Source organism: Nakamurella sp. UYEF19 (assembly GCF_040546275.1).
Taxonomy (GTDB): Bacteria; Actinomycetota; Actinomycetes; order Mycobacteriales; family Nakamurellaceae; genus Nakamurella.
The window spans coordinates 1-26,125 of the sequence record NZ_JBEPNO010000010.1; the positions used below are offsets into that span (position 1 = coordinate 1).

The window sequence follows — 26,125 nt, forward strand, 5'->3', positions numbered from 1 at the left end:
CGTCGCCGGGACGCAGTATCAGCGGGGCAGCTCTGGACATACCCCATTTTCTCAAACATCCACAGTAAAGTCACTTGCAACACGCGACACTAGCGCGATTCTGGTGCGAGGTTCTGGATTTCGTGGTGCTCGATCGCGAGGAGGACGGCAGTCTCGAGATCGGGCCGCGTGAAGGGTTCGGTGGTCCGCAGCCGACAATCATCCTCAGCAGCAGGGACGAGCCCGAGGAGGGCAAGCCCCGGCTGCACATCGACGTCAACGCCACCGACCGCGGCCAGGACGCCGAGCTCGAACGACTCCTTGCGCTCGGGGCGCGACCGGTCGACATCGGTCAGACCGGCGAGGAGTCCTGGCACGTCCTCGCCGACCCCGAGGGCAATGAGTTCTGCCTCCTCAAGACGCGTCTCCAACCGCTCTGAGGTTGGATGAGACGCCCGCTTTCAAAAGGATCGGGATGTCGAGGTTGTCATTCCCCTTGACCGTGGTTGTTCTTGGCTTGTTCGATCGCCTCGGCGAGGCGTTTGATGCGGCGAAGTCGCGCATCCCACGTGCTGCCGACGGAGTTCATCTGGGCAACGGCGCGGGCCACCTGGGCCTCGTCCACGTGGTAGCGCCGCTCCCTTCCGGCCGCCACGGACCGGACGAGCCCGGCCCGGTCCAGGACGACGAGATGCTTGGTGACGGCCTGACGGGTGACCGGGAGTTGCCCGCTGAGCCCGGTCGCGGTGCCAGGTCCGCCTGCCAGCAGGAGGTCGAGCAACCGCCGCCGTGTCGGGTCGCCGATGGCGGACCAGAGGCCGTCATCGATCGGCGCCGTCGTCACGACCCGGTCCCGAGCGTTGCGAGGTAGGGCGCCAGCCGCGGCAGGTAGAAGTCCCAGCCGGTTTCGTGTGCGTGGTACTGCTCCTCGAGAAGAGCAGCTTCCCAACCTCTCTCGCGGAACCCGGTTTCGATCATCCGCACCCTTGTGCCGCCGCCCGCCGGGATGAGCTCGAAGGTGACCAGCAATGAGTTGCCCACGCCGGCCTCCTCCCCCGCCGGGTGCGTCCAGCGGAACGAGAAAGTCCGCGGCGGTCGGCACTCGACCACGGTGAAGGACTCCACTGTCGCTTGCCCGTCGACGCCGAAAACGATCTGGCCGGTCCCGCGAGGGGTCGGCTCGTAGGTGGCGTCGTCCGGCCACCACTGCCTGACGTGCTCGGGCCGACTCACCACGTCGAACACGACGTCCGGTGAGGCGTCCACGAAGATCTCCCGCTCGATGCCCCCAAATTCCATCCCTGCCTCCATGATATGCAACCTATCGTTGCGTGCGAATCTAGCGGACGAGGTCAATGTGCGCAACCATAAGTTGCATCCGACCGAAAGTTGGCACCCTGGGTGCAGAGCAGGTGATGACCGGGTTCACACATCCTGACGGTCCGTCAGGGGTTCATCCGGGGGGCGCAGGGGCAAGACTCATGGGCACGCCCGAAGGTATTGCCCGAACGATCCGGTATCGCTGAACCTGGCACCGGACCCGAGGTTAGGAGTCGTCCATGACCCTCGCGCACATCGCTTATCCACGCCGCGTACCAGAGCTGGTCGGCGAGGACATCCGGCTCCGGAACTGGGCACGGAACGCAACCCTCGGCTCGCCCGGATCGGTGAGCGCTCCGACCACGGAGGCAGAGCTGCAGGCCGTCCTGGCGGCAAGCAGCGGACAGGTGCGGATGATCGGCAGCCGCATGTCCCCGGGGCGCCTCACCGAGGTGACGGAGGAGGGCGGCACTCTGCTGGATCTGAGCCACCTCAGCGGGTTGATCTCGATCACCGAGCACACCGCGACCTTCGCGGGCGCTACTCCGTTGGGTGACATCTATGCGGTCCTGTCCCCCCGGGGCAAGATGCTGCCGTCGTCGCCCGGCGTGATCGCCTCGCAGACCTTGGCGGGCGCCCTGTCCACCGGGACCCACGGGCAGGGCCTGCAGCAGAGCACCATCGCCGATTCGGTGCTCACCATCCGCATGATCCTGGCCGACGGAACAGTCCAGGAATTCGACCGCGACCACCCCTGGTTCGGCGCTGTCCAGCTCGGACTCGGTTGCCTTGGCGTGATCACAGCGGTGACTCTGCGCATCGTGCACTCCCCGGTGTACACCTGCCGCAAGAACGCCATGAGCGCCGACACCCTGGACGACGACCTCCGGACCTGGAATGTGGAGAACGATCTGGTCAAGGCCTGGTGGTTCCCGCAGGAGGGTCAGGTCCAGGTCTGGGCCGCGCGGGAGGCCGCTGACGACGAGATCGATCGGTACCGTGCCGGGGGCAGTGAGCTGGTAGAGCACCCGACGGTCAGCGAAGCCATGAACGACACCATCGATCAGACCCTCCGTCACCTGCGCGACGACACCAAGCCCGTCGCAAAAGACGACAAGCCATCCCGGACGGTCACCCGTTTCCGGAACTTCACCGACGTCACCGGCGACATCTACCAGGTCTTCTGCCGTGGGATCGCCACGCCGCAAATCAACGTGGAGATCGGTGTCCCGCTCGACCTGGCGGGCGGGGTGATCAAGAAGATCAAGGACTGGCACGCCGAGACGCGACCCCGGATGCACTATCCGGTGATCCTGCGGAGCACCGGCCCGTCCAACGCCTGGCTCAGTCCGTCCTACGGGCAGGACACCTGCTACTTCGGGTTCGTCGTCTACTACGCGGACGACGGTTCCCTTTCCGAGGAGGGCGAGAGCTTCCTGCACGCCGTCGAGAAGGTCCTGGCGGTCGAGGACGGTCGGCCCCACTGGGGCAAGTACTTCGACGAGACCCTCTACGACTGGCCGAGTCTCTATCCGCGGTGGGAGGCCTTCCGTGAGGTCCGTGAAGCGCTCGACCCCCACCATCGTTTTGCGAATGCCTTCACCACGGCGCTTTTCGATGGTGATCATGGACGCCGACAAGATGGAGGACTTCACCGATGAAGGCCTGGGCGACGCTCCTGACGCAGCCGAACTACCTCGTCGGCGTGCGAACCCTGCGCGCCTCGCTCGAGAAGTCCGGCAGCACCTACCCTCTCGTCGTCCTGGTGACGGACGCCATCGACTCCGACAGCCGCCGGGAGCTCGAGGACGACGGCTGCCTGCTGCATGACGTCGAGCCGCTGCGCCCCGGTAGCAATCTCGAGAACCACTACGCCAACGCCCGTTTCGCGGAGGTATGGACTAAGCTCGCTGCTTGGCAGCTCACCGACTTCGACCGTGTCGTGTTCCTGGACGCGGACATGCTCGTGACGCAGAACATGGACGAACTGTTCTCGCTGGATCTCGCCGATCGAGGCATCGCCGCCTGCCACGCCTGCCGATGCAATCCCAACAGGATTGCGAGCTATCCAGCGAGCTGGAAGCCCGAGAACTGCTTCTACACGCACTGTCGCGGGCTGGAGCACACGACCGAGCCCGGCGTGGTCGACGACTACCTCAACGGGGGCTTCCTGGTGCTGACCCCCGACCGGGAGGTCTACACCGACATGATCCGGACGTTGGCGGACCTTGACGATCTGTCGCGGTACCCGTTCGCGGAGCAGGACTTTCTCAACGAGTACTACTCCGGCCGCTGGCTGCCGGTGCCCTACATCTACAACGCGCTGAAAACGCTGCCGTTCCAACACCCCTCGCTGTGGAACATCGCAGAGGTCAAGAACATCCACTACATCATCGACAAGCCCTGGGAGAAGGCCCTCGACCCGGACGATCGCTACTACCCGGTCAACAAGCTCTGGTGGGACGTCGCCACGGCGGCTGCAGGCGTCTAGTGCGGTCGACCTCGTAGCACCTCGTGGAGTCGACCGGCCTGCCGGGTGAGGTGGTCGCGCTCGGCGAGGTTGGTCGCGGCACGTGCTGCGTCCGCGTAGAGGCGCACCGCGTGGGCGAGGTCGCCGGACCGCTCTCGCAGATAGGCCTCCACCGCCTGGTGCCGGGGCACCGATGGATCGACCGTCTCCAATGCAGCCAGACCGGCCCGGGCTCCGTCGGCCTCCCCCACCGCGACGGCCCTGTTCAGGCGCACGACGGGTGAGTCGGTGATCATGGCCAGCTCGTCATACCACTCCACGATCTGAGCCCAGTCCGTGTCGGCCGTGCTGTAGCCCTCGTTGAACACGAGGTACAGCACACGGAGGACGGTGGCCGGATCGCCGGGTGCATCGAAACGGACGCCGGAGACGGTGCGCTTGGCCCGGCTGATCCGCTGGGCCATGGTGGCTTCCGGGACCAGGTACGAGCAGTTGGATGAGTCCGCAGTCGGCGGTTTCGCCGGCTGAACCAGCACGCTGAAGGAGAACAGGGCAGGCGAGGCAGATGGAGCAGGACGCGGCACTGCGGACGGCATGGACCAGCTATGCGTTGAACAGGATCCAGAAGATCGTCGACAAACCCCGCGAGGATCAAACGGATGACGAGCTCAGCATCTACTCGTTTGCCGCCAACGCCCTGGCCGGTGGCGATCCGGTGATTGCGATGTTCGAACGCGGACCCGGTCATCGCCTCTGCCGGGTCTGTGGGGCCGAGTGGAGCGAATCGCGGGCGCCGGAGCATGTCTCAGGGTGTCCGGTGGTTTCCATCGGCCATGATGAACCACCCGCGAGCGGATCCGCCCACTGAGTGCTCCCGCATCGATGAGTGCTCCCGCATCGATCACGCCCCTGGACGCGATGAATCAGGCTCCGCCGAGGGTGGAGACGGCAACTTCGGGTAAGGGGCGGAGGAACTGGTACCCGTCATGGAGCATCTGCAGTGCTCGATCGAAGATCACCGGGGGCGACCAGAGGTAACCCTGGGCGTGGGAGCAGCCAGCCTCGATGAGCCAGACCGCCTGTTCGGCGTGCTCGACCCCTTCGGCGACGGTGTCCAGGTTCATCGTTCTGCTCATCGCGATGATCGCGGCGGTCACCGATGCAGCCTGACCGCGCTCGGTGACCCCGTCGACGAACGACTTGTCGACCTTGAGGATGTCCAGCGGCAGCCGGTTCAGATACGACAGCGAGCTGTAACCGGTGCCGAAATCATCGATTGCGATCCGGACACCCAGCTTCTGCAGTCGTCGAAGACGCCCGATCACGTTGTCCAGATCCTGGACGACGACGCTCTCGGTGATCTCCAGGATCAACCGGTCAGGCGGGAGCCCGCTCGCGATGAGTGCGTCGGACACCTCGACCAGGAAGCTGTCGCTGACCAGCTGGCCGGCCGCGACGTTGACCGCCATGCACGGGCCGGTCCCGTCGACCTGCATCAGCGCGGCAGCCCGGCAGGCCTCCATCAGCACCCAACGACCGAGCCGGACGATCAGTCCGGACTCCTCGGCCAAGGGAATGAAACGGGCCGGCGACAACAACCCGTGTTCCGGATGCTGCCAGCGCACGAGCGCCTCGAAGCCGACGAGCATCCCGGTATCCATGTCGACCGTCGGCTGGTAGTGGAGCACCAGTTCGTCATTGATCAGCGCGGCGAACAGGTCGGCTCGCAGTTCCAGCCGCTGAACGGCCTCGATGTGGAGGTGCGGTTCGTAGGTGGCGACCCCACCCTTGCCCCGGTCCTTCGCGAGATACATGGCCACGTCAGCATTGCGGAGCACTTCTTCACCGGTGCTCTCGCCGGGTACGCCTGGCGCGATCCCAATGCTGACGCCCACCCGCAGATGCTCACCCTTCACCAGGAACGGCGCATTGAACGACTCCTGCATCCGGTGCGCCACGAGCCCGGCGCGGAACGGATCGGTGCGTTCCAGCAGGATCGCGAACTCGTCTCCGCCCAACCGCGCAGCCGTGTCCTCGACCCGCAGGATGGCCGCAATCCGCCGGCCGACCTCGATCAGGACGAGATCACCCACCCGGTGGCCGAGACGGTCGTTGATGTTCTTGAAGTCGTCGAGGTCGCAGAACAGCACCGCGAGAGGTGACGCGTCATCCGCCCGGATCGTCAGGGCATGATCAAGACGATCGGCCAGCAGCCGGCGATTGTGCAGGCCGGTGAGCGGGTCGTGAAATGCGTGCTCGGCCAGTTGCGCCTCCAGCTGGACCCGGCCGGAGATGTCCCGCACCGTCACGACCAGTCCGCCGATGGTCTCGGAGGTCGTCATGTTGGCGACGGTGCCCTCGACATGAAGAACCGGTCCGTCCGGGCGAACCAACCGGACCCGCAGATCCGCTTCGCACCCGGCTGCCGGAGCCGACAGCTGGTGGCCGAAGGACACCCGATCGTCGGGATGGACGAAATCGGTCCACCGGGTGTCGATCAGATCGGCCGGACCCACACCCAGCAGCGACTGGGCCGACGGGCTCACATAGGTGATGGTGGCGTCCGGAGTGCAGACGGCGACGAGGTCGGACGAGCTGTGGATGAGTTCGGCCAGTCGTTGGTCCGATCTTGTCCTGGCCTTCTCTTCGGTCAGGACGTCCTGCAGACGCCGGTGACGAGCCACCAGCCGACGGAACCAGGCCATCCAACCAACGGACGCGATGAGAAGGAGGACAACAAAGGTGATCTCGGCTTGGACGGCCATGTCCTGCTGTGACTGTTCGAGGGAGGCCGCAACCTGCGTGATGGCCACACGTGCATCGGCCACGGCCGCCGCCGGGGACCGATCACCGGCCGTCAGGCGTCCGTCGGCCCGCTGGATCTGGGCGATCAGGGTGCTGTCGGTATCGAGGTTGCCCAGCGCGCTGGTCAGGCGGTCGAGCACGGTCTGCGCCATGCGGGTGTCGTCGGGGGTGGCGAATAGTGCACCCGACGCTCTCGCGACAGCGAGTTGCTGACTACGTACGCCGTCCCGGTGGTGGTAGACGTAGGTGAGGAGGAAGAACTCCAGAGTGATGACGAGAAGCGTGCCGACGCTCGTCCGGACAAGATGGCGCCGCGAAGACGCCTCAGGTCCACGCATCGACCCACTCACCATGTCCCCTCCGGCTCACGGCTCAGCTCGTTGCTCATCAGTCACCCGAATGTAACTTTTGCCACGAGCCAACCGTGTCCCGGCAGGTTGAGTTCACTCGAACGGGCAACCGACCACCACCCCATCGGTGGCCTGTGACGGGATCTAGCTCCGTGCGGCGCCGCGCTCGGACAACAGTGCTTCCAGGGCTGCGTCGAGATCAGCAGATGCTGATCTGGCCGACTTGGCCACTGCTCGGTGGAGCACCTGGGTCACCGGTTCGGCGTAGCGCTCCAGATCATCCAGCCTCGAAGCAGCGATCGAGTTCGTCACGATCGCTCGTTCGTACCACAGAGCGGCTGTCTCACCTTTTCTCCTCGGCACGTGATCAGTATGTCAAGGCGGTGACCCGACGGTGTTGCGCACGGCTGGTCGAGTGTGTCGGAGTCGCCCACCGGCATTCGGGTGGGCTCGGCCGCACGCGACTTACCAGTGGCGGATGGCGATTACCATTAGCCCATGAAAATTACCGGAGAATCGGATACGGAATCGCATTTGTGTCCCTCGGAATCGCAGCGAGGACCTACTTCCTGTTGCGGAATGGGTTCATGACCGGCCCCGATGCGCTGGCCCAGGACAGGCGAGGTGGCGAGATGGTCGCCGGCGCCAACTTCGGCGGGCGTCGTTGGTCGTGGAAGAACCTGTCGGCGCTCGTCAGACTGGTCAAACTCGGTATCAGCTATCCGCAGCTCCGGTCCACCCTGTTCTTCATCGACCGCAATGCAGATGTGGTGATCGCGCCCGGCGCGAAAGTAACCATTGGTCGGGAACTTCGCATCATGCGCGATGTCACCATTCGGGTAGGCGGGGAACTCGTGCTCGGCGATCGGGTGTTCTTCAACCGCGGGTGCAATCTGAACGTTCTCCGTCGGGTGGTCATCGGGTCGGACAGTTTGATCGGTGAAATGGTTTCCATCCACGACGACGATCACGCGATCGGTGCAGAGTTCGACGGCACCCCGATGGGCGAGCGGCCGATGATCGTGAGCGATGTCGTCATCGGGTCGAACGTCTGGATCGGTTCGCACTGCACCATCGTTCGCGGGGTCCACATCGGCGATGGTGCGGTGATCGGCGCGAACTCAGTGGTCACTCGTGACGTCGAGCCGAGAACCGTGGTGGCCGGGGCGCCTGCCAGACTACTGCGGCGCATCTGACTGCGTCGCCGGTGAAGCAGGCCAACCCGGCCTGATTCGCCGCCGGTGGGCAGGACCGAGTTCGTCGATCGCCGGAAACGCTGGTGCCGAACGTGTTTGATGGATAGATGACGGCAGGCGACCTCCCAGGTGACGGCCTCGACCGCGGTGGACGGTCGGAGGTTCGCGTCGCGCTGTCCGCTTTGATGGGGACGATCGGGAGCAACCCGGCCGGGCGAGCCTCGTCGATGGCGTGGCTCTCTGCGCTTGATGGGCGAGAGTGGTTGCGGCTGGATGACAATGTGTGCCCGCACTCCCCGCAGTCGAGCGGGGATCGAATGTCCCTCCCTTGTCCGATTCGCCGGATTTTTGCTCCCCGCAAGTGTGGCGGGACCCGCGCCGGGATGCCCAGGCTGCATCGCCTACCGTGGCGGTCATGACTGTGGTGTGTGTGCCCGACGAGGGTGCGGTAGAGCTGCTCGGAACGGTGCCCGAAGGCGTCGAGGTGATCGTCTGGGACGGCAGCGGGCCGAAACCTGCACGGCTGGAACTGACGGAGTTCTGGGTCCCGAAGGTCGAGGACGAGGGCGACCTGCCGACGATGTTCTCGGCCATGCCGGCGATGAAGGTGATGCAGCTGACCAGCGCCGGCGTGGAGAACCTGGTCGGCCACATCGCTCCTGGTGTCACGCTGTGCCATGCGCGTGGCGTGCACGGGACCTCCGTCGCGGAACTCGTCCTGCTGCTGATCCTTGCCTCCCAACGCCAATTGCTGCACTTCCTGGCCGCCCAACACGAGGGTCGGTGGGACCTGATCCAGGGTGACGATCTCCGTGACAAACGTGTGCTCATCATCGGTGCCGGTGATCTCGGCGAGCAGACCGCCCGTCGGCTCAGGGGTTTCGACGCCGTGCCCATCCTGGTCGCCCGGACCGCTCGCGAGGGGGCTTCGGCGTTCGACGAGTTGCCGCAGCTCCTGCCGACGGCTGACGTCGTGGTGCTCACCCTGCCATTGACGCCCCGGACCGCCGGCCTGGTGGATGCGGAGTTCCTGGCCAGGTTGCCGGACGGGGCCATGCTGGTGAATGTCGCCCGCGGTCAGATCGTCGTCACGGACGCCTTGCTCGCCGAGCTGAATTCCGGCCGGCTCCGGGCCGGCCTGGATGTGATGGACCCGGAGCCGCTACCGGAGGGTCATCCACTCTGGTCTGCACCGAACGTCATCATCACCCCGCACGCGGCCGGCCACGTGAAGCAGGCCGGTCCACGGGCGTTCGCCCTGGTGAACGCCCAACTGCGGCGTTACCTCGGCGGTGAGAAACTGCTCAACGTCGTCGAGGGTGATTACTGACCGGGTCCTGATCCGGCTCAGACCTGGTGCAAGTCGACGATCGCGGCCGAAATCCGTTCGATCAGGTCGTTGATATCGGCGGGGCGACTCTTCGGGCTCATCTGCTGGATTCCATCTCCCCCAGCAGGAACGCCCCGATACGGTCGATGGCGCCGACCCAGGCGTGCTGGCTGAAGAAGTCGCGCATCTCGACGTTCGGGAATCCGCTCTGCACGACGCTGAACAGGGTGCCGTCATCCTGGGCCTGGAAGGTGACGTCGATGTGGGTGGTCATCGTCATTCCGTCGGGAGTGCTGCCGGTGGACTCGGTGACCAGACGATGCGGGCGGACGATGATCAGGAAGGTCTGCGTCTCCCGGAAGAGGTTCGACTCGTCCGGTCCCCAGACGGCGGTCTGCAGCCCGCCTACGCGTAGGTCGACCTCGATCTCCACGATCCCGGGCTTTTCGTCCAGGATGCTGAACCAGATCTTCTGCTTCTCGGCATCGGTGTACGCGTCGAACACCTCGTGCGGGGTGGCGGGTAGAAATCGAGACATCCGCATCTCGAGTGTGTCGGCACCGCGTGCATTCTCGTCACTCATCGGGTCTTCCCTTTCTGGAGGGTGAAATAGGTTTCGAGGCCGTCGAGCCGGCGCTCCCACAGGCCTTGGTAGAACGAGATCCATGCCATGACGTCATCCAATCGCTCCTTGCCGATTCGGCATTGCCTTGCGCGGCCGACCTTTTCGGTAATGACCAACCCCGCATCCTCGAGCACCCTGATGTGCTTCTGCATCCCGGTGAGCGTGATCCTGGCCGGCTCGGCCAGTTCGCCCACGGTGGCCGGTCCCTCCCCCAGGCGGGCCAGAACGCCTCGCCGGGTGGCATCCGAGAGCGCCGCGAACGCCCGGTCGAGAACCTCTTGCTGAACCATACGGTTCACCATACATCACTGAACCGATGAGTTCAATGACCTGGCTCGCGGGGGCCCGACCTGTGTGATGCGGCCACAACCCAGTCGGCCGGACCAATTGCCGCTCAGACCAAGTCGTGATCGGCCAGCCAGGCGGCACTGCGGCGGGCCGAAGCACGGGAGAGCCACGCGTCCTGAACCAGTTCCGCCAGTTCGGTCCGGCCGAGTTCACCGATCCGGCTTGCACGCAGCAGTACCGACGGGTGGCCGTTGAAGTGTGACGTGGTGAAGAACGGTGAGCCGGGATCGTTCACCATCGCTTGTTTGTCGGCTTCGGAGGCCACCCAGAAGACGATTACGTCGTCGTAGCGGTCCTTGGTCACGGGGTCGAAGGCATCCGGCCGCGGATTGCGAAAGAAGATGAACGACCTGCCGCCCACCTGATACACGGGATTTCGACTGACATCAACCGTGACGAAGGGCATGTCACGCGCCAGCCGATGGACATCCGCCACCTGGGCAGGTTGCGTTCTCTCGACCATCGTGACCTCGGCTCGTCGTCGCACACGTGTGGTGGGCAGAATACGGGTGGAACGAAGGAGAACCAACGTGCCCCTGCCCTCACAGCCCCTGCTCAAGATGGGGTTCCTGACCATCGGTGTCTTCGACGGGAGCGATCCCCGTCCCGGTCACGAGTCGACGCTGGAGGTCATCGAACTCGGCGAGCAACTGGGATTCGATAGTGCCTGGCTACGCGATCGTCATCTGCAGTACGGGATCTCGTCGCCTGTCGCAATCCTGGCGGCCGCCTCGCAGCGCACTCGACGGATCGAACTCGGCACCGCCGTGATCCCGCTCGGATGGGAGAACCCGCTGCGCCTCGCCGAGGATCTTGCCACCGTCGACATCCTGTCGGGGGGCCGGCTGAACCCAGGCGTCAGCGTCGGTCCGCCGATGAACTTCGACCGCGTCAAGCAGGTGCTCTATCCCGACACGGCGGAGGTCGAGGACTTCAGTTACCACAGGGTCGAGAGATTGCTGCGGTTCGTGCGCGGCGAGTCAGTCACCGACTTCAGCGGCAAGGAGGGCATCGAGGTGTTCTCGGACCGGATCCAGCCCTACGCCGAGGGTCTCGCCCAGCGCATGTGGTTCGGCGCAGCCAGTGTCAAGTCTGCACAGTGGGCCGGCGAACACGGCCTGAACCTGCTGGCCAGCAGCGTCGTGAGAGCGGAGCAGTCCGAGGACTTCGCCGAGATCCAGCTGTCCCACATCCGTGCGTTCCGCGCCCGGCACCCGGATGGCGACCGGGCCCGGGTGTCCCAGGGGCTCGTGGTCATCCCGACGGACACCGCCACCTCGGCGCAACGCGAGAAGTACCAGCGGTACGCCGAGTCGCGGACTGCGCGGACTGCTGCCCCGCAGGGGCCGGCACGGATGATGTTCGCCGTGGATCTGGTCGGGACGTCGGACGAGATCGCGGAGAAGCTGTACGCGCACGCGGCGTTCCGCGAGATCAACGAGGTGGCGTTCGCGCTTCCCTTCAGCTTCGAGCAGGAGGACTACGTCCAGATCCTCACTGACATGGCCACCAGACTCGGCCCCGCGCTGGGTTGGCATCCCGCCGGCTGACCGATGCCAAAGACACCCCAGGGGGTATCGAGGTCGGCCGGCGTCAGCTCAGGCGCCGGGTCAGGTGGATGTCGACCTCGTCGCCGGCTTCCCCCTTGCCGATCAGCCGGCACCGTCCTTCTCGATTGGTGCAGTGAACTGGAAATCGAGCGGCGGTGGTGTCCGGGTGCCGGTCATCGTCGGCCGCTGACCATGGCAACTGCCTCGATGTTGGCGTGATAGCCCCTACGAGGACAGCGGCCTGCCGGTCCGTCATGCCGGGCCGGAAACCCGTTACGAACAGAGGGAAGCCGTCGAGCTGGCCTTCGTGGCTGCGCTTCAACACCTTCCTGGCAACCAGCGCGCGGCTCTGCTGCTGGTCGAGGTGCTCGGGTTCACGGCCGCCGAGATCGCCGCCATGATGGACACCACCACCGCCTCGGTGAACAGCGCATTGCAACGGGCCTGCGCTATCGTGGCCGACAAGGTGCCGGCCAGGACCCAGCAGCAGACGCTCCGGCGGATCGATGATGTCCGTCTTCGCCAGTTGGTCGCCGGTTTCAGCTCGGCGTTGGAGCGCGGCGACGCCGATGCGCTGGTGGCGCTGCTGACGGAGGACGTCACCTGGTCGATGCCGCCGATGGCGCACTGGTACCGCGGGATCGACGCCGTCACCGATTTTGCGACGAAGGTCCCGTTGACCGGATGTGGTTCCTGGCGACATGTTTCGGTGAACTCGAATGGACAACCCGCCGTAGCGCTCTACCTCTGGAACGAGGCCGCCGCCGCCCACACCCGTTGGTCGATCAACGTGCTGACTCTTCGTGGTGACTTGATCACGGACGTGACATCCTTCATCGGCGGCGAACACTTCGAGCCATTCGGCCTGCCCATGGTCCTGTCCTGATGGAGCGGTTCGGTCGGTCGGGGAGCCACCCGGCAGGGCGGATCCCCGACCGCTTCGTCAGGACGTGGCAGTCGACAGAGCCGGTTGGCCGTTGGGCAGAATCAGGGCACTGCGTCCGTAGCCGCAACCGATGCCGTTCTCCCCCGCCACCCGACGCAGGGTCAGCCGGTCGATCTCCTGGAACGGCTTCCCGCTCCCCGGGAGAGCGTCGGCGATGGTGCGGATGGTGAACGTGGTCTTCCCGCCGGGTTTGGCCGGGACGACATCCACCGCGATGAAGGCGTAGTCGTCGTACCGCACCTGGGACCACTCGATCTCCTCCGGCACCTTCGTGCCGGCGGGGTAACCGGAGGCATTGACCGTGGTGCCCTCCGTGGACCAGACGTAGCTGTTCACCACGTTCTCGGTGTTGTTCTCGGTCGTGTTCGCACCACCCGGCGCCTGGTAGCCGCGGTAGCGCTGGCCCTCCGGTAGCAACTGCGGACCGAACGGGTCGGTGCCCGGCGCGGCTGGGGCGGTCGCACTCGGAGCCGCCCGGAAGGGATACCGCGGGCGGCCACCCGAGCCGACGGTCAGGTAGGTCACACCGTCGCGGGCGGGGTTGATCGTCGAACCGTCCGGCGCCTTGCGGGTCGCCTTGCCGTTCTTGATCGGATCCGTCCGCTCCATCAGATGGTTGTGGCCCTGGACCACCAGATCCACCTGATATTTTGTGAACAACGGGTCCAGCGCATCCCGGACGCCGCCGTCCGACGCGTGGTTGTTGGTTGTCGAGTAGGCGCAGTGGTGGAAGAACGCCACCACGAAATCGATCGTCTCCGCGACGTGCTGGTTCGTCCGCCATTCCTTCAGCGTCGCCTCGAGCCATTTCAGCTGGGCCCCACCGGAATAGCCGGTGTTGGTCTGGATCTCGGCCGATAGGTCATTGGCGTCCAGCGAGATGACCGCGACGTTGCCGTAGATGAAGCTGTATACCGATGGGCAGCCCTTGGGTCCGGTTCCGGGCAGATCAAGCCTTTTCAGATGCCCGCCGTAGCCGTGGTTGGCACTTCCGCCGAGGAATTCGGTGTTCCCATAGAGGGGTTCCATGTCATGGTTGCCGGTGGCGAACATCCACGGGGTGAATGCAGCCTGGCTTTCGATCTGGTTGAGGAAGACGTCCCAGACGTAGGGGTTGTAGAGGTTCTTCCCGGGCGCCGCGCCGGTCGTCAGCGCGCCGCTGTCGTCGGCCGGCAGACCCGTCCCGCTGGGGTCGGCGTAGCAGATGTCGCCGGCGAGCAGGGTGAAGCGGGGCTTCTGCGTCGACATGAGATGGGTCAGGGTGACGGCAGGCGTCGGATCGGTGCCGCCCAAGCCCGCCACCGGATCGGCCGGGTTGTAGTAGTTGTTGTCGAACACTGCCTTCGGCCATGCCCCTCCGGCCGCCTTGACCAGTGCTGGGTCCTCGCCCCAGGCGTACTGCGGGTCGGTCGGGAAGGTGTTGGTGCCCACGTCAGCAAATGCGGTGAAGGTGAACGGATCCAGCACCTTGCTCCGAGAGTTCCACTTCTCCCGCACAGGCGCGGTGGTGAAGAACGCATCACCCGTGACCGTGCCGTCACTCAGCCGGAAGCGGTAGTGGTAGCGCGTCGCAGCGTGCAGGCCGGTCAGCTCGGCCTTGGCGTAGAACTGGCTACCGATCGGGCCGCCGGGAATGGCGTACTGGCCGATCAGATGCTGGATGTCGGTCTCGACCCTGCGGCCGTACTGACCCGCGGCCGTCCCGATGTCCACGAATGCCCGCAACCCCTTTGGCAGGCTTCCGGTCTTGCTGACCAATTGAGCGGTCACCGCCATCGAGTTGCTCGGCAGGTGCCCGTAGCGCGACATCGCCATGAACGACAGGTGACGTCCGGAGACCACCACGCCCTGGGTACCGGCGGTACCACCACCGGCAGCGAACGCCGAAGTGGCCAGGGTGAACTGGGCGAGCGCGTATCCGCCGGCACCGGCCGCAACGGCCTTCAGCATCAACCGCCGACTGACCGGATGGCGAGCCAGTTCTCGTGCGTTCCACTCGCTGTATTCGTCAACGGTCAAGGGATGGTCACTTCGGGGCATCTGCATGATCGGTAGTTCACTCCGCCGAAGTAACTCGTGACGCAACGCAAAGATGAACCGAGGATGAACGATGGCTGAACCCATTGTGCGGACATTTCGCCCGCCCGGCGTAGCGCACCGGTGGCACGTGCCCGTTGCCTGCTGCCCAGTGCGAATCCGACGGCGTGGCACCGGCCCGGAGTAACGCCTGCACGATCTCCGGCCGCCCGCGGCGTTCGGCCATCCACAGTGGCGTTCTTCCGTCCGCCGGTCGGTGGTCCACATCGGCGCCGGCGTCGATCAACAGCTTGACGACCTCCTCGCTCTGACCTCGATCGATGGCCTGGGTCAGAGCCGTTCCGCCATACATCGTCTCGACTGCCAGCGGCGCCACACCGCGACTCAACAAGGCGCGGACCAACGGCGGCCCGCTGACGCTCGCCGCGAGCATCAGCATGTCCCGGTGATGACGAAGAGGTCGGTGGACGTCGGCGCCCCAGTCGATGAGGGCTAGGGCGGTGTCGTCGTGACGCCGCGCGATCGCCCACCACAGCGGCGTGTTGCCCTGGGAATCCGGCAGGTCGACATCGGCCCCCATCACCCTGAGGGCGTTCAGGGCCGCGGTGTCGCCCTTCCCGGCCAGCTGGATGGTCCGGGTGACCTCCGGCGGGACCGGCCGCGCCCACGTCGGGTCGAGCACGCCCAGATGGGCGGCCAGTTCGGCGACGACCTCGGGCGGTGCAGCGGCCGCCATCGGGCCGTAGCCGCGGAAGTCCTCGAGAGTCTGGCTGCGACCGTTGTGCTGGAAGCCGCCGAGCCGCTCGTCGTAGAACTGATCCGTCCAGTGGATCAGCGTTCCCGTAATCTCGACGGTGTAGGAGTCGTCGTCGCTGCCCCAGGACCACTGTCGCGGATCAGGAATGGCGTCGTCGTCCGGATTCATCGGGCAAAGAGTATCCCCGGACTCGGGCATCATGAGGCAGACGAGCAGGATGTCCACCGGTGCGGTCATCACCACGTTGGCCGACCTGGAGCCGGACGCGGTGGCCGTCCGTGCGCCGGACAGAGTGCTGACCCGCCGCGAGCTCGATCGTGAGAGCAATTGGCTTGCCCGGGCCTATGCGGAACCTGGCGTCGGGCATGACGATCTCGTCAGTGTGACGCTGCCGGACAGCGCCGAGATGGTGTTGGCCTGCGTGGCCATCTGGAAGCTGGATGCTACCCCGGCGCCCCTGTCCCCCGCCCTCGCGCCCGCCGAGGTCGAGGCCGTCATCGACGCCCATCCGGCAGTGCGATCCAGCGCCGTCATCGGACTGCCGGACGACGACCTCGGACAGCGCGTCCACGCGGTGGTGGGACACCGCCGGCGCGGAGACCGGACCGGGCGAGATCCTGAACTGGGTGGCCGCGAGACTGCAACGCATCAAGGTGCCCCGGTCGATACTGATCGTCGACGAGCTGCTGCGAGCCGACACCGGCAAAATCCGCTGGAGCGAGGTTCGCGAGCGGGTGCTCGCGGACGGGTTCTCTCCAGCGGATCGCCGAGATCCAATTACTGGCTGACCTTCTCCTGCCGGCGGGGGAGCTTCCAATTCGGTCGGACGAAGTGGCAGGTGTAGCCGTTCGGGTAGTGCTCGAGGTAGTCCTGGTGCTCTGGCTCGGCCTGCCAGAACGGTCCGACCGGCTTGACCTCGGTGACGACCCTGCCCGGCCAGAGCTCGGAGGCCTCGACGTCGGCGATGGTGTCCCGGGCGACCTGCTCCTGGGTCTCGTCCGTGAAGAAGATCGCCGACCGATAGCTGGCCCCGATGTCGTTGCCCTGACGATTCCGGGTGGTCGGATCGTGCACCTGGAAGAAGAACTCCAGCAGATCACGGTAGGAGGTCCTGGTCGGGTCGAATACGATCTCGATCGCCTCGGCGTGCGACCCGTGGTTGCGGTAGGTCGCGTTGGCGTTCTCGCCGCCGGTGTAGCCGACTCTCGTCGAGATGACTCCCGGGCGCTTGCGGATGAGATCCTGCATGCCCCAGAAGCATCCGCCGGCAAGAATCGCCGTCTGGTTCGTCGTCATCAGATGTGCTCCTTCGTCTTCGCGGACCGACCCGGCCACCACCGTCGGTTCCTTCCGTCGGCCTGCCTTGTTTCGACAGTACTCACTGCAGGTGGCAGCCACTGATGGTCAACGACGCGACGTACCGGCGAATTCCGCGGGTCAGATGGAGACAGACTGCAAACAGCGCAGGTCCTGGTCGTTCGACTACGAACGACCAGTACCTTCGGTATCGACCGTGTCGGAGGCGGTCAGACCAGACAACGCCCGACATCACCAGGATCGGTCTATACCAGACGAAGGCGCCGGAGGCCGGCCAGAATCCGCCGGGGTTGCTGCGGAGAGCTCGGCGATGCCGGTGAGAGCCCAGTTCAGCCAATACATCCAGCCGGTGATGAATGCGGCGCGCTCACCGAAGAACTCCCGCATGTACGAGACGAATGCACCGGACGTCTGGTGCAGTACGAGTTCACCCAGGGCGCGCATCAGGAAGTAGGCGATGACGCCGACCGTGGCGTAGCTCAGCAGAAGCGCCGGGCCAGTCGCGTGCGGACGCGATGCGGACCCCAGGAACAGGGCGGTCCCCATGACACCGCCAATCGCGATCATGTGGACGTGGCGCCGCCCGAGCGATTGTTCGTAGCCGACTTGTTCGGCATCCAACGATCACTTTCGGTCTTCGGTCGTGGTCATCGGATCCCTGTCCAACTGCAGCGGCATGCCGCGCGTGGTGGAAAGTTAAAGATCCGGGTAAGTGCGACATGCCTTTGGCTCGTACGGCGTAGCCCCGTGGGTACTCGCACCGGTACCCGGCTGGCACGATGCCACCATGGACGATCTGGAGCGGTTCCTCGGTGGACACCCACCGTTCGACGCCCTGCCCGAGTCCGATCTCCACTGGATCGCGGCGGCCGCCTTGATCACCGACTTCACCGCCGGACAACGCATCCTCGACGCCTTCGCGGCACCGAGCCAGGAGATGTTCGTCGTGATGTCCGGGCAGGTCGAGTTGTGGAACTCCGACGAGGCCGGGACCCGGGAGGCCGACGAGGTCCTCGGCCCGGGCGGCGTGTTCGGGTTCTCCGCCATGTTGAGCCGGTCCGCCGTCGGTCCGCTGGCGGCTGCGCTCGGACCGGTTCGTCTGGCCCGCATTCCGGCCGAGGCCGTGGAGCCGGTCTTCTCGTCGGCCGCCGGCCTGCGTTTCCTCGCCCGGAATCTGACGGCTGCGGTGGCCAGGCCCTCCTCGGCCTCGACCTACGGCATCGTCGATCAGTTGATCTTCACCGAGCCGGTGCTGGTGGCAGCCGACACCACAGTCGCCCAGGCCGCTCGGCTGATGACGGAAAGGGGCAGCCGGTGGGCTGTGGTGGACACCGGCAGTGGCCGGTACGGGTTGCTCACCGACGGGCGGTTGCGCGCAGGGATCGTGGCCGCCGGGCTCCCTGGTGACACCAGGGTCTCCGCCGTGATGCTCGATCCGGCACCGTCCGTGGTGACCGGAACGCTTGCCGCGCAGGCGTTGCTGGAACTCACCGACCGGCATCTGGACGCGCTCCTGGTCACCGATCGAGCGGGGGCGCTGAAAGGCATAGTCGCACGGGACGACTTCATCGTGTCGCCGTCGACGGCCGGTGTCTCGTTGCGCGAGCAGGTGGGCCGGACCGCGACCGTTGAGCAGTTGGAGGTGCTGGCCCGCCGCATGCCGTTGCTGCTCGGAGATCTGTTGCGGCGTGGTCGCTCCGCGGGCGAGGTCACCACGATCTACTCGACGGTGGTGGACGCGGTGGTGCGTCGGGCACTGGGGCTGGCGCTGGATTCTCTTCCCGACCTCGATGCGGCGGAGGTGACGTGGTTGTCGCTGGGCAGCAACGGTCGTCGCGAACCGGTCCCCAGTTCCGACATCGACGCAGCCGTGGTTTTCGCCGAGTCGGTGGACTCGCCAGACCGGGAAGCTCCGTACCGCAATGCTTTTCAGGACGTCAGTACCATCCTGACCAGGTGCGGGCTGTCGATCGATCCGCACGGCGCGACGCCTGGTGTGCCGATGTTTGCCCGGACGGGTTCGTCATGGCGGTCGGCGGCCCTTGAATGGATGGCGTCCCCGCTGGAGGCCAACGGCATGATGATGACGTCGCTCCTCCTGGACGCGCGACCGGTCCAGGGCGACCCGGGGCTGCCGGTGGTCAACGAGGTCTTCGGCGACATGCACGGACACCCGGCGACGCTGAGATTGCTGCTGGCCGAATCTTTGTCCCACCGTGCCCGCCTGCGCTCCATGCGGGATGTGCTGGCCCGACGCGGCGGCACCTTCGATCTCAAGACCCACGCCCTGCGGCCGGTGGTCGACATCGCCCGCTGGGCCGCGTTGGCGGTCGGTTCGAAAGAACTGTCGACCGGGGGCCGACTCACCGTGGCTGCCGGGTCGCCGATGCTCATGCAGGATCAGGCCGACAGCCTCGTCGAGGTGTTCGAGGTCCTGCAGAAGACCAGGATCCGGTATCAACTGGCGCAGATCGATCGGGGCGAAGCTCCTTCGGACGTCCTGTCGATGAGACGACTCTCCCCCCTCGATCGCAGCCTCGTCGGTCAGGCGGTTCGCGAGATCGCCTCCGTGCAGAAGAGAATGGCCAACCTTTCGCAGGTCTCCTCGCCCGGCAGCTGGGCCGGATGACCGTGGGATTCCTGCCTGGCCCGGAGTTGTCGGAACCGTGACCTTCAGTCGACCCGCTGGGCGAGAAGGTAGGCCTGGTCTGTCTTCTCGCCCGTCACCGGGGCACGGGTAAGTCGGGCGGTGATCCGGAAGCCGGCGGTTTCGAGCGAATGGGTGAGGTGGTCGGGTGACAGCCGGTAGGCATCGAGTTCGACGTCGTGACCGTAACCATGGATGATCTGAACCCGTTCGTCACCGACCTGGAACGCCAGCACCAGATGACCCTGCGGGCGCAGAATTCGGTGGAACTCGCTCAGCAGCAACGGGACTCGCTCCGGTGGCGTGTGGATGATCGAGTACCAGGCCGCCACCCCGGCAAGACCGCCATCGGCGAGGTCCAGTCGCGCCAGGTTGCCCACGGAGAAGGACAGCCCCGGATACGACTGGCGGGCGACCTCGACCATCGCAGGTGACAGGTCGATCCCGAAGGCGTCGAGCTTCAGAGCAGCAAGGTGCTGGGTGATCCGGCCTGGCCCGCAGCCCAGATCGGCGACCGGTCCTTGGCCGCCGGCCTTGACCAGGTCGGCGAACAAGGCAAGCACCGCCCGGTCGTAGGGGTTTTCGTCGAGGTGGTGCTCGAGCAACGCCGCATAATCGGCCGCCACTGTGTTGTAGGCGACCCTGGTCTGCGTGACGTCCGACGGTTCTTCCATCAGGCCGGGTCGGTGAGGAAGGCGGTGGCCGCGGCCACCAGGTACCCCGGGTCCCGCACTCCACACAGCTCGCGTGCCGAATGCATGGACAGCAACGGGATCCCGACGTCGACGGTGCGGATCCCGAGCCGGGTGGCGATCAGCGGCCCGACCGTGGAACCGCACGGCACCGTGTTCTTGCCGACGAACACCTGGCTGGGCACGCCTGCCGCCCGACAGGCCCGGTGCCACGCGGCAGCACCCGGAGCGTCGGTGGCGTACCGCTGATTCGCATTGACCTTGAGCGTCGGCCCGCCGTTCGGCAGCGACTGGTGGGTCGGGTCGTAGCGGTCCAGGTAATTGGGGTGGGCGGCGTGGGTGACGTCCACCGACAGGCACCGTGACCGTGCGAAAGCCGTTGCACGGGCGTCGTATCCGCCGGCGAGTCGGGTCAGCAGGTTCTCCAGCAGCGGGCCGGACGCACCGGTGGCGGACTCGCTGCCGATCTCCTCGTGGTCGAACCCGACGAACACCGGGATGGTTCCGCCCGGGTTCTTTGCAGCAGCCAGCAGGGCGGTGACGCCGGAGTACACCGATGCCAGATTGTCCAGCCGGGGTGCCGCCAGCAGCTCGTGGTCCCGCCCGAGGGTGGCCGGCGGGGTCAGGTCGTGGACCACCAGGTCGTGGGCCGCGACCTGGTCGACGTCGAGGCCGACCCCAGCGCAGAGGAATTCCATCAGGTCGCCTTCGCGCGCCTCACCGAGTCCCCAGATGGGCAGCATCTGCTGCTGCGCGTCGAGGGTCAGACCCTGGTTCACCTGACGATCGAGATGGATTGCCAGCTGTGGAACTCGCAGCAGCGGCCGGTTCACATTGACCAGGACGGTGCTGCCGTCGTACAGGGCCAGCCGACCGGCGAGTCCGAGATCCCGGTCCAGCCAGGAGTTCCAGAGCGCCCCGCCGTAGATCTCGACCGACACCTGGCGCCAGCCCGCACGTCCGATGTCCGGACGCGGCTTCACCTTGAGGGTCGGCGAATCGGTATGGGCCGCAAAGACCCGCAGCGGTGCGCCGGTCTCGACGCCCTCGGGCTCGAACCAAGCCAGCAAAGTCCCGTCCCGGATCAGAAAGCGGCCTCCGGTCCGGGCCTCCCACGGCTCGGCTTCGAGCTGCTCGATGAAGCCCGCCGCAGCGAGCAGCCGGGCCGCTTCGGCGACCGCGTGGTACGGCGTCGGGGCGGCGGAGAGGAAGGCGGTGAGGTCCTGCGCTGGATCGTTCATCCCCTGCATGATCGCAGGCCGCGTCGAGGACAGATCACGCCACCTGTTCGCGGGAGCACCACCAGGTGGATCGGCCGCCGACTGTCCCGTGCTTCATCTCGGCGCCGCACCGCGGGCAGGAACCGCCCGGATGACGGGCCGGGATGACCTCGCCGGTATGGACGCCGCCCTTGGCGATGGCCGAGGCCAGGGCTGACTCCAGCGCCCGGAACAGCCGGTCGGCGTCCTTGGCCTGCAGGGTGTCCACCGGCGCGGATGGCGACATCTTCGCCTTCCACAGCACCTCGTCGGCGAGCAGATTGCCGATACCGGCGATCTTGGATTGGTCCAGAAGCCGGGCCTTCACCGCGATGGTGCCCTTGGTGACCAAGGCCCGGAATTCGGCCTTGCTGATCTCCTCGGCGTCAGGCCCCAGGGCGTCCACGTCCGGGTCCAGGCGCACCCGCCCCAACCGGCGCTTGTCGAAGAGCACCAGGCTGCCGCCGTCCGCGAATTCGAGGGTGAATCGGTTCCACTCGGCCTTGCGTGGTTGCGCATCCCCACGTCCGGGACCGCCACCCTGCTCCTGGTTGCCGGCCTTCGAGGTGATCACGATGCGGCCGCCCATCCCCAGATGGATACCGAGATCCGGTCCGGCGGTGCGTGACCGTCCGACTCCCGAGGTCTCGCACCACATCGTCTTGCCGCGACGGCGGGCTGCGACAAGCGCGCGCCCGACCAGGGCATCGAGCAGCTGGCCGGGTGAATGTGGTCGACAGACGAAGGTGTCGGCGTCGTCGACCGCGATGATGCGGCGGTGCAACGCCTTGTCGGCGATCAGGCTGCGGGCGGTCTCGACCTCGGGGAGTTCTGGCACGCATGCGTACTACCCGCCGCACGGGGTGGCAACACCCCGATCCGATGCCAGGCATGCTGGAGACCGTCCGAACAGCAGCAGTCAGGGGAGGTCGTGGATTCATGGTGTCCGAGGAGATCCGGGATCGGGTGTCGGCGCAGCCGAGATTCGGTCTGAAGGTCGTCACCTGGGCGCTGGCCATCGCCTGCGGTCTGACCGTGGCCAATCTCTACTACGCTCAACCGCTCCTCGAGGTGATCGCGGACTCTTTCCACGTCACGCGTGGTGCTGCCGGTGTCGTGGTGACCGCGACCCAACTGGGATACGCCCTCGCCCTGGCCTTGGTTCTCCCCCTCGGCGACCTGCTGGAGAACCGGACGCTGGCCTGCCGGACGTTGGTGGGGACGTCGCTGGCGCTGGGGGCGGCAGCCTTCGTCCCCGACTTCGGCCTGTTCCTGGCGGCCTCGGTGCTGATCGGTGTGACGTCGGTGGTCGCGCAGATCCTGGTGCCCTTCGCGGCGCATCTGGCACCGCCGGACCAGCGCGGCCGGTTCGTCGGGCAGGTGATGAGCGGCCTGCTGCTGGGCATCCTGCTGGCCCGCACGCTCTCCAGCCTGGTGGCGGCAGCCTTCGGCTGGCAGACGATCTACGTCATCTCCGCGGTGCTGATGCTGTTGCTGTCGGCCGCACTTCGGGTGGTGCTCCCCCGGCGCCGGCCGACGCGGGGCGTGACCTACGGTGCGTTGTTGAAGTCGGTCGTGCACCTCCTGCGGACCGAGCCGGTGCTGCGCCATCGCGCCCTGGTGCAGGCGTTGCAGTTCGCCGCCTTCTCCAGCTTCTGGACATCGATCGCGTACCAGCTCATCTCGCAATTCGGTCTGAGCCAGGCCCAGGTGGGCATCTTCGCCCTGGTCGGCGCGGCGGGGGCCGCCGCGGCGCCGCTGGCCGGCCGGCTGGGTGACCGAGGGCACGGTCATCTCGGCCGGTTCGGCGCCATCCTGGTGGGCGTCCTGTCGATGGTCCTGGCCGGTTTCGGTTCGTCGAGCGTCGTCCTGCTGGCCATCGCCGCGGTGCTGCTGGACCTGGCCGTCCAGGGGCATCAGGTGTTGGGGCAGCGCGACATCTACGCGCTGGGTGACGAGGTCAGAGCGCGTCTGAACACGGTGTACATGACGACGATCTTCATCGGCGGGGCCATCGGATCGGCCGTCTCGGGACTGCTCTACCAGCACGTCGGGTGGGTGGGGGTCAGCATCTTCGGGGGGCTGCTGTTCGTGGCCTCCGCCGCGGTCTGGACCTTCGGACACGTCCGGGGCGATCGCGGTCGCTAGAGCTGCCGCTACTGTTCACAGGATGCGTCTGGTCGTCGTTCTCCCACTGCGCCGACTCGAGGTGGGTGAGGCATTTGCCCTGCGGGACTGGCCGCTTCACGTCACGGTCGCGCCCACCTTCGTCCTCGACGGCCCGGCTCGCGACGCTGGCTCCGACGACGGGTGCATGCTCGACAGTGCCGTGCTCGACAGTGCTGTGCTCGAAATGGTCTCGGCCGCCATCGAGGGGCCTCTCGTGGAGTGTCCGAGCCTCCGCCTCCTGGCGGCGGGCGACGAGGGCTTCGGGCGATCGGGAGCGATCCCGGTGACCGTGGTGGAGCCTTCAGTCGAACTGGATGCGCTGCATCACCTGCTGGTGGCGGCATTGTCGGATCTCGGTGCGCGTTTCGACGACCCGGAGTTCACCGGGTCGGGCTATCGCGCCCACGTCACCGTCCGGCAGGGCCGACGGGTGGACACCGGGGATGTGCTCGAACCCACCCAGGCGGTCATCGTCGACATGGAGCCGCAGGGCGACGCGCGGCTACGCCGAGTCGTCTGGGCGCGGGATCTCGGTGCGGCATCACAGTTCTGATCAGCCGGCCCACCCCGGTGCACCGTCTGTCAGCTGACGGCGATCGACCGCTTGGACAGGCCGAAGGCGAATCCCTCGATGGTGGTGTCCACCGGCTTCTCCGGATTGCCGGCCGCTCCGAGCGTCACGAACAGCGGCAGGAAATGTTCGGCGGTAGGGTGCGCGTACGGCATCCCCGGCGCTTGAGACCTGAAGCGCGCCAACGTTTCGACGTCACCCTGCGCCAGGGCTTCGGCCGCCCACTGGTCGAAATCGGCCGACCAGCCGGGCAGGGTGCGGCCCATGACGGCGTCCTGGGTGAGATAGGGAAGACCGTGGGTCATGAAGCCGGATCCGACGATCAGCACACCCTCCTCGCGGAGCTCCCGCAGTCGACCGCCGATGGCCACCAGGGCGGCCGGGTCCTCGGTCGGCATGCTGAGCTGGAGCACCGGGACGTCGCCGAGGGGGTACATGATCATCAGCGGGATCCAGGCGCCGTGGTCGAGTCCTCTGGTGGTGTGCTGGTGCACCGGGGTGGTGTCGGCGAGCTTGGAACGCACTGTGGCAGCGAGGGTTCCCGCGTCGGGGGTGTTGTACTGCAGGGTGAAGAAGCGCCGAGCGAATCCGCCGAAGTCGTAGACCAACGGCGTGTTCGCGCCGTGCGCGGAGAGGCTGATCGGCGCCTGCTCCCAGTGGGCGCTGACGATCAGGATGGCCTTCGGCTTCGGCAGACCCTGTCCCCAGGCGAAGAGCTGGTCGATCCACAGCGGGTCGTCGAGCAGCGGCGGAGCACCGTGACCGAGGTACAACGAGGGAAGTGCACCGTCCGCCGGGCTCCAGAGACGCTGCTCCCGGCTGGTCTGCACTGCTGCAGGCAGGAATGCGTCGTACGCGCCGGCAGGGGCGCTCAGGTCGACCGGTGAACTCATGACGGGCACTCCCACTGGTGGTTGTTGAATCCAGCTTACTTGAAGATTCAACAAGTTTCCAGGATTTGCATTCCCACCCGTCGAAGAGGATCAGGGCTCGGTCCGCGCGGCGTCCCGCTCGTCTCGGTCGGTCCAGGTGCAGACGCAGACCTCGTTGCCCTCGGCGTCGGCGAGCACCCAGAAGGACCGGGCGTAGGAGTCGTCGATCAAGCGTCCGCCGGCTGCGACCGCCGCCGCGACGCGGTCCGCGGCTTCGTCATGCGCAACGGTGATGTCCAGGTGGATGCGGTTGCGCTGCAGCCGTTCAGCATCCATCTGCTGGAACCAGATGGTGGGGAGCTGTCCGGTGGGGTCGACGATTCCGCCATCGGGACCAGGGTCACCCGGATCGTCGACGTAGGCCAGCACCGCCTCCCAGAAGGGCCGGATGGCAACGATGTCCATCGCGTCGATGGCCAGTTCCAGCATCTGCACCGGCCGAGGCAACTCGCCGGTCGTGGATCCGCCGGTCCGGAAACCAAGGCCGGTCAGCGCTGCGGTGACGGCACGGGCCAGCGCCGCATCACGGCCGGTCACCGCACCCATCGTCCTGGTCTGGAGGGAAAGTTCCACCCGGTCGGGACGGAGGTCCACCCGGAGGTGCGCCTCGGCGTGCTCGGAGCACGCCGACACGGCTGCCTTTGCTACCTGCACGGACTCGGCCATGGAACCCACCGCGACGCTGGTGGACAGCGTGCCGAGCAGGTACCGCCAGCCGATGTCGACGACCTGTTCCGAGGCCGCCGTCCGCGAAAGTCTTCTCCCTGCTTCTGTTTCGTTCATGGATCCAGTTTGGCAGGCCGCTCCTGGAGCCGCGCCCCGTTC

27 protein-coding genes and 2 pseudogenes are annotated in these 26,125 nt (G+C 66.4%); 12 read left to right on the forward strand and 17 right to left on the reverse strand.

All coding sequences use genetic code 11. The features are described from left to right. The first annotated feature begins 74 nt into the window (after nucleotides 1-74). Nucleotides 75-419 carry a VOC family protein gene (locus tag ABIB25_RS14890; protein WP_354529253.1) on the forward strand — a complete coding sequence of 115 codons (345 nt, stop codon included), beginning with the start codon at nucleotides 75-77 and terminating at the stop codon, nucleotides 417-419. A 47-nt stretch (nucleotides 420-466) separates the two neighbouring features. On the opposite strand, the gene ABIB25_RS14895 is transcribed toward ABIB25_RS14890, so the two are convergent. Beyond that, nucleotides 467-823, reverse strand: coding sequence for an ArsR/SmtB family transcription factor (locus tag ABIB25_RS14895; protein ID WP_354529254.1), 357 nt, complete (start codon nucleotides 821-823; stop codon nucleotides 467-469). Continuing rightward, nucleotides 820-1,278, reverse strand: a complete 459-nt coding sequence (locus ABIB25_RS14900) for an SRPBCC family protein (RefSeq protein WP_354529255.1) — start codon at nucleotides 1,276-1,278, stop codon at nucleotides 820-822. The genes ABIB25_RS14895 and ABIB25_RS14900 overlap by 4 nt, the downstream gene beginning before the upstream one ends. A 260-nt stretch (nucleotides 1,279-1,538) precedes the next feature. Here ABIB25_RS14900 and ABIB25_RS14905 point away from each other — a divergent pair, with 260 nt between their 5' ends. Together ABIB25_RS14905 and ABIB25_RS14910 are read left to right on the forward strand one after the other, a co-directional pair. After that, nucleotides 1,539-2,960: a D-arabinono-1,4-lactone oxidase gene (locus tag ABIB25_RS14905; protein WP_354529256.1), complete on the forward strand. Its 1,422-nt coding sequence runs from the start codon at nucleotides 1,539-1,541 to the stop codon at nucleotides 2,958-2,960. After that, a complete protein-coding gene (locus ABIB25_RS14910; protein WP_354529257.1) occupies nucleotides 2,957-3,790 on the forward strand; it encodes a glycosyltransferase family 8 protein in 834 nt (277 codons plus the stop codon). Before ABIB25_RS14905 ends, ABIB25_RS14910 begins: the two co-directional genes overlap by 4 nt. On the opposite strand, the pseudogene ABIB25_RS14915 reads toward ABIB25_RS14910, so the two are convergent. Continuing rightward, nucleotides 3,787-4,257: pseudogene (locus tag ABIB25_RS14915) on the reverse strand (RNA polymerase sigma factor); the annotation flags it as partial. The gene ABIB25_RS14910 and the pseudogene ABIB25_RS14915 overlap by 4 nt on opposite strands. Nucleotides 4,258-4,334: 77 nt before the next feature. Between ABIB25_RS14915 and ABIB25_RS14920 the strand changes: the two are divergent. Further along, nucleotides 4,335-4,637, forward strand: coding sequence for a hypothetical protein (locus tag ABIB25_RS14920; protein WP_354529258.1), 303 nt, complete (start codon nucleotides 4,335-4,337; stop codon nucleotides 4,635-4,637). 55 nt (nucleotides 4,638-4,692) lie between these two features. On the opposite strand, the gene ABIB25_RS14925 is transcribed toward ABIB25_RS14920, so the two are convergent. Together ABIB25_RS14925 and ABIB25_RS14930 are read right to left on the reverse strand one after the other, a co-directional pair. After that, on the reverse strand, nucleotides 4,693-6,912 hold the full coding sequence (locus ABIB25_RS14925) for a putative bifunctional diguanylate cyclase/phosphodiesterase (protein ID WP_354529259.1): 2,220 nt from the start codon (nucleotides 6,910-6,912) through the stop codon (nucleotides 4,693-4,695). Nucleotides 6,913-7,068: 156 nt separating this feature from the next. After that, entirely contained in the window at nucleotides 7,069-7,236 is a 168-nt protein-coding gene (locus ABIB25_RS14930) for a hypothetical protein (protein WP_354529260.1), read from the reverse strand. A gap of 275 nt (nucleotides 7,237-7,511) precedes the next feature. On the opposite strand from ABIB25_RS14930, the gene ABIB25_RS14935 reads away from it, so the two are divergent. Next, nucleotides 7,512-8,120 carry an acyltransferase gene (locus ABIB25_RS14935; protein ID WP_354529261.1) on the forward strand — a complete coding sequence of 203 codons (609 nt, stop codon included), beginning with the start codon at nucleotides 7,512-7,514 and terminating at the stop codon, nucleotides 8,118-8,120. Nucleotides 8,121-8,535: 415 nt separating this feature from the next. Then, a complete protein-coding gene (locus ABIB25_RS14940; protein WP_354529262.1) occupies nucleotides 8,536-9,450 on the forward strand; it encodes a 2-hydroxyacid dehydrogenase in 915 nt (304 codons plus the stop codon). Between the two features lie 97 nt (nucleotides 9,451-9,547). Here ABIB25_RS14940 and ABIB25_RS14945 read toward each other — a convergent pair whose 3' ends face one another. The 3 genes from ABIB25_RS14945 to ABIB25_RS14955 form a co-directional block, all read right to left on the reverse strand. After that, complete coding sequence (locus ABIB25_RS14945; protein ID WP_354529263.1) at nucleotides 9,548-10,033, reverse strand: SRPBCC family protein; 486 nt, start codon at nucleotides 10,031-10,033, stop codon at nucleotides 9,548-9,550. After that, nucleotides 10,030-10,365 carry an ArsR/SmtB family transcription factor gene (locus tag ABIB25_RS14950; RefSeq protein ID WP_354529264.1) on the reverse strand — a complete coding sequence of 112 codons (336 nt, stop codon included), beginning with the start codon at nucleotides 10,363-10,365 and terminating at the stop codon, nucleotides 10,030-10,032. The genes ABIB25_RS14945 and ABIB25_RS14950 overlap by 4 nt, the downstream gene beginning before the upstream one ends. 104 nt (nucleotides 10,366-10,469) lie before the next feature. Beyond that, nucleotides 10,470-10,886 carry an MmcQ/YjbR family DNA-binding protein gene (locus tag ABIB25_RS14955; RefSeq protein WP_354529394.1) on the reverse strand — a complete coding sequence of 139 codons (417 nt, stop codon included), beginning with the start codon at nucleotides 10,884-10,886 and terminating at the stop codon, nucleotides 10,470-10,472. Between the two features lie 67 nt (nucleotides 10,887-10,953). Between ABIB25_RS14955 and ABIB25_RS14960 the strand changes: the two genes are divergently transcribed. Next, a complete protein-coding gene (locus tag ABIB25_RS14960) occupies nucleotides 10,954-11,973 on the forward strand; it encodes an LLM class flavin-dependent oxidoreductase (RefSeq protein ID WP_354529265.1) in 1,020 nt (339 codons plus the stop codon). A gap of 223 nt (nucleotides 11,974-12,196) precedes the next feature. Beyond that, nucleotides 12,197-12,859: pseudogene (locus ABIB25_RS14965) on the forward strand (RNA polymerase subunit sigma-70); the annotation flags it as partial. Nucleotides 12,860-12,916: 57 nt separating this feature from the next. Here ABIB25_RS14965 and ABIB25_RS14970 read toward each other — a convergent pair. Further along, a complete protein-coding gene (locus tag ABIB25_RS14970) occupies nucleotides 12,917-14,959 on the reverse strand; it encodes a purple acid phosphatase family protein (protein ID WP_502919818.1) in 2,043 nt (680 codons plus the stop codon). A gap of 16 nt (nucleotides 14,960-14,975) precedes the next feature. Continuing rightward, a complete protein-coding gene (locus ABIB25_RS14975) occupies nucleotides 14,976-15,881 on the reverse strand; it encodes an ankyrin repeat domain-containing protein (protein ID WP_354529267.1) in 906 nt (301 codons plus the stop codon). Between the two features lie 31 nt (nucleotides 15,882-15,912). Between ABIB25_RS14975 and ABIB25_RS14980 the strand changes: the two genes are divergently transcribed. Then, the gene (locus tag ABIB25_RS14980) at nucleotides 15,913-16,557 is read left to right on the forward strand and encodes an AMP-binding protein (RefSeq protein ID WP_354529268.1); all 645 of its coding nucleotides are present in this window, start codon (nucleotides 15,913-15,915) and stop codon (nucleotides 16,555-16,557) included. Here ABIB25_RS14980 and msrA read toward each other — a convergent pair. After that, nucleotides 16,491-17,009, reverse strand: coding sequence for a peptide-methionine (S)-S-oxide reductase MsrA (gene msrA, locus ABIB25_RS14985; protein WP_354529269.1), 519 nt, complete (start codon nucleotides 17,007-17,009; stop codon nucleotides 16,491-16,493). The two genes, ABIB25_RS14980 and msrA, sit on opposite strands and share 67 nt — an antisense overlap. Before the next feature lie 252 nt (nucleotides 17,010-17,261). Beyond that, nucleotides 17,262-17,651 carry an amino acid permease gene (locus tag ABIB25_RS14990; RefSeq protein ID WP_354529270.1) on the reverse strand — a complete coding sequence of 130 codons (390 nt, stop codon included), beginning with the start codon at nucleotides 17,649-17,651 and terminating at the stop codon, nucleotides 17,262-17,264. Nucleotides 17,652-17,817: 166 nt separating this feature from the next. On the opposite strand from ABIB25_RS14990, the gene ABIB25_RS14995 reads away from it, so the two are divergent. Beyond that, nucleotides 17,818-19,659, forward strand: coding sequence for a putative nucleotidyltransferase substrate binding domain-containing protein (locus ABIB25_RS14995; RefSeq protein WP_354529271.1), 1,842 nt, complete (start codon nucleotides 17,818-17,820; stop codon nucleotides 19,657-19,659). 44 nt (nucleotides 19,660-19,703) lie between these two features. Here ABIB25_RS14995 and ABIB25_RS15000 read toward each other — a convergent pair whose 3' ends face one another. The 3 genes from ABIB25_RS15000 to ABIB25_RS15010 are packed head-to-tail and all read right to left on the reverse strand — an operon-like array spanning nucleotide 19,704 to nucleotide 22,466. Beyond that, nucleotides 19,704-20,351, reverse strand: coding sequence for a class I SAM-dependent DNA methyltransferase (locus tag ABIB25_RS15000; protein ID WP_354529272.1), 648 nt, complete (start codon nucleotides 20,349-20,351; stop codon nucleotides 19,704-19,706). Next, the gene (locus ABIB25_RS15005) at nucleotides 20,351-21,610 is read right to left on the reverse strand and encodes a M18 family aminopeptidase (RefSeq protein ID WP_354529273.1); all 1,260 of its coding nucleotides are present in this window, start codon (nucleotides 21,608-21,610) and stop codon (nucleotides 20,351-20,353) included. The genes ABIB25_RS15000 and ABIB25_RS15005 overlap by 1 nt, the downstream gene beginning before the upstream one ends. A gap of 34 nt (nucleotides 21,611-21,644) precedes the next feature. Next, complete coding sequence (locus ABIB25_RS15010; protein ID WP_354529274.1) at nucleotides 21,645-22,466, reverse strand: DNA-formamidopyrimidine glycosylase family protein; 822 nt, start codon at nucleotides 22,464-22,466, stop codon at nucleotides 21,645-21,647. A gap of 53 nt (nucleotides 22,467-22,519) precedes the next feature. On the opposite strand from ABIB25_RS15010, the gene ABIB25_RS15015 reads away from it, so the two are divergent. Both ABIB25_RS15015 and ABIB25_RS15020 read left to right on the forward strand, forming a co-directional pair. Further along, complete coding sequence (locus ABIB25_RS15015) at nucleotides 22,520-23,776, forward strand: MFS transporter (protein ID WP_354529275.1); 1,257 nt, start codon at nucleotides 22,520-22,522, stop codon at nucleotides 23,774-23,776. A gap of 22 nt (nucleotides 23,777-23,798) precedes the next feature. Then, entirely contained in the window at nucleotides 23,799-24,350 is a 552-nt protein-coding gene (locus ABIB25_RS15020; protein WP_354529276.1) for a 2'-5' RNA ligase family protein, read from the forward strand. A 29-nt stretch (nucleotides 24,351-24,379) separates the two neighbouring features. On the opposite strand, the gene ABIB25_RS15025 is transcribed toward ABIB25_RS15020, so the two are convergent. Next, the gene (locus ABIB25_RS15025; protein ID WP_354529277.1) at nucleotides 24,380-25,261 is read right to left on the reverse strand and encodes a dioxygenase family protein; all 882 of its coding nucleotides are present in this window, start codon (nucleotides 25,259-25,261) and stop codon (nucleotides 24,380-24,382) included. A 90-nt stretch (nucleotides 25,262-25,351) separates the two neighbouring features. Further along, nucleotides 25,352-26,083 (reverse strand): VOC family protein, encoded by a 732-nt coding sequence (locus ABIB25_RS15030; RefSeq protein WP_354529278.1) that lies wholly within the window; start codon nucleotides 26,081-26,083, stop codon nucleotides 25,352-25,354. Between the last annotated feature and the right edge of the window lie 42 nt (nucleotides 26,084-26,125).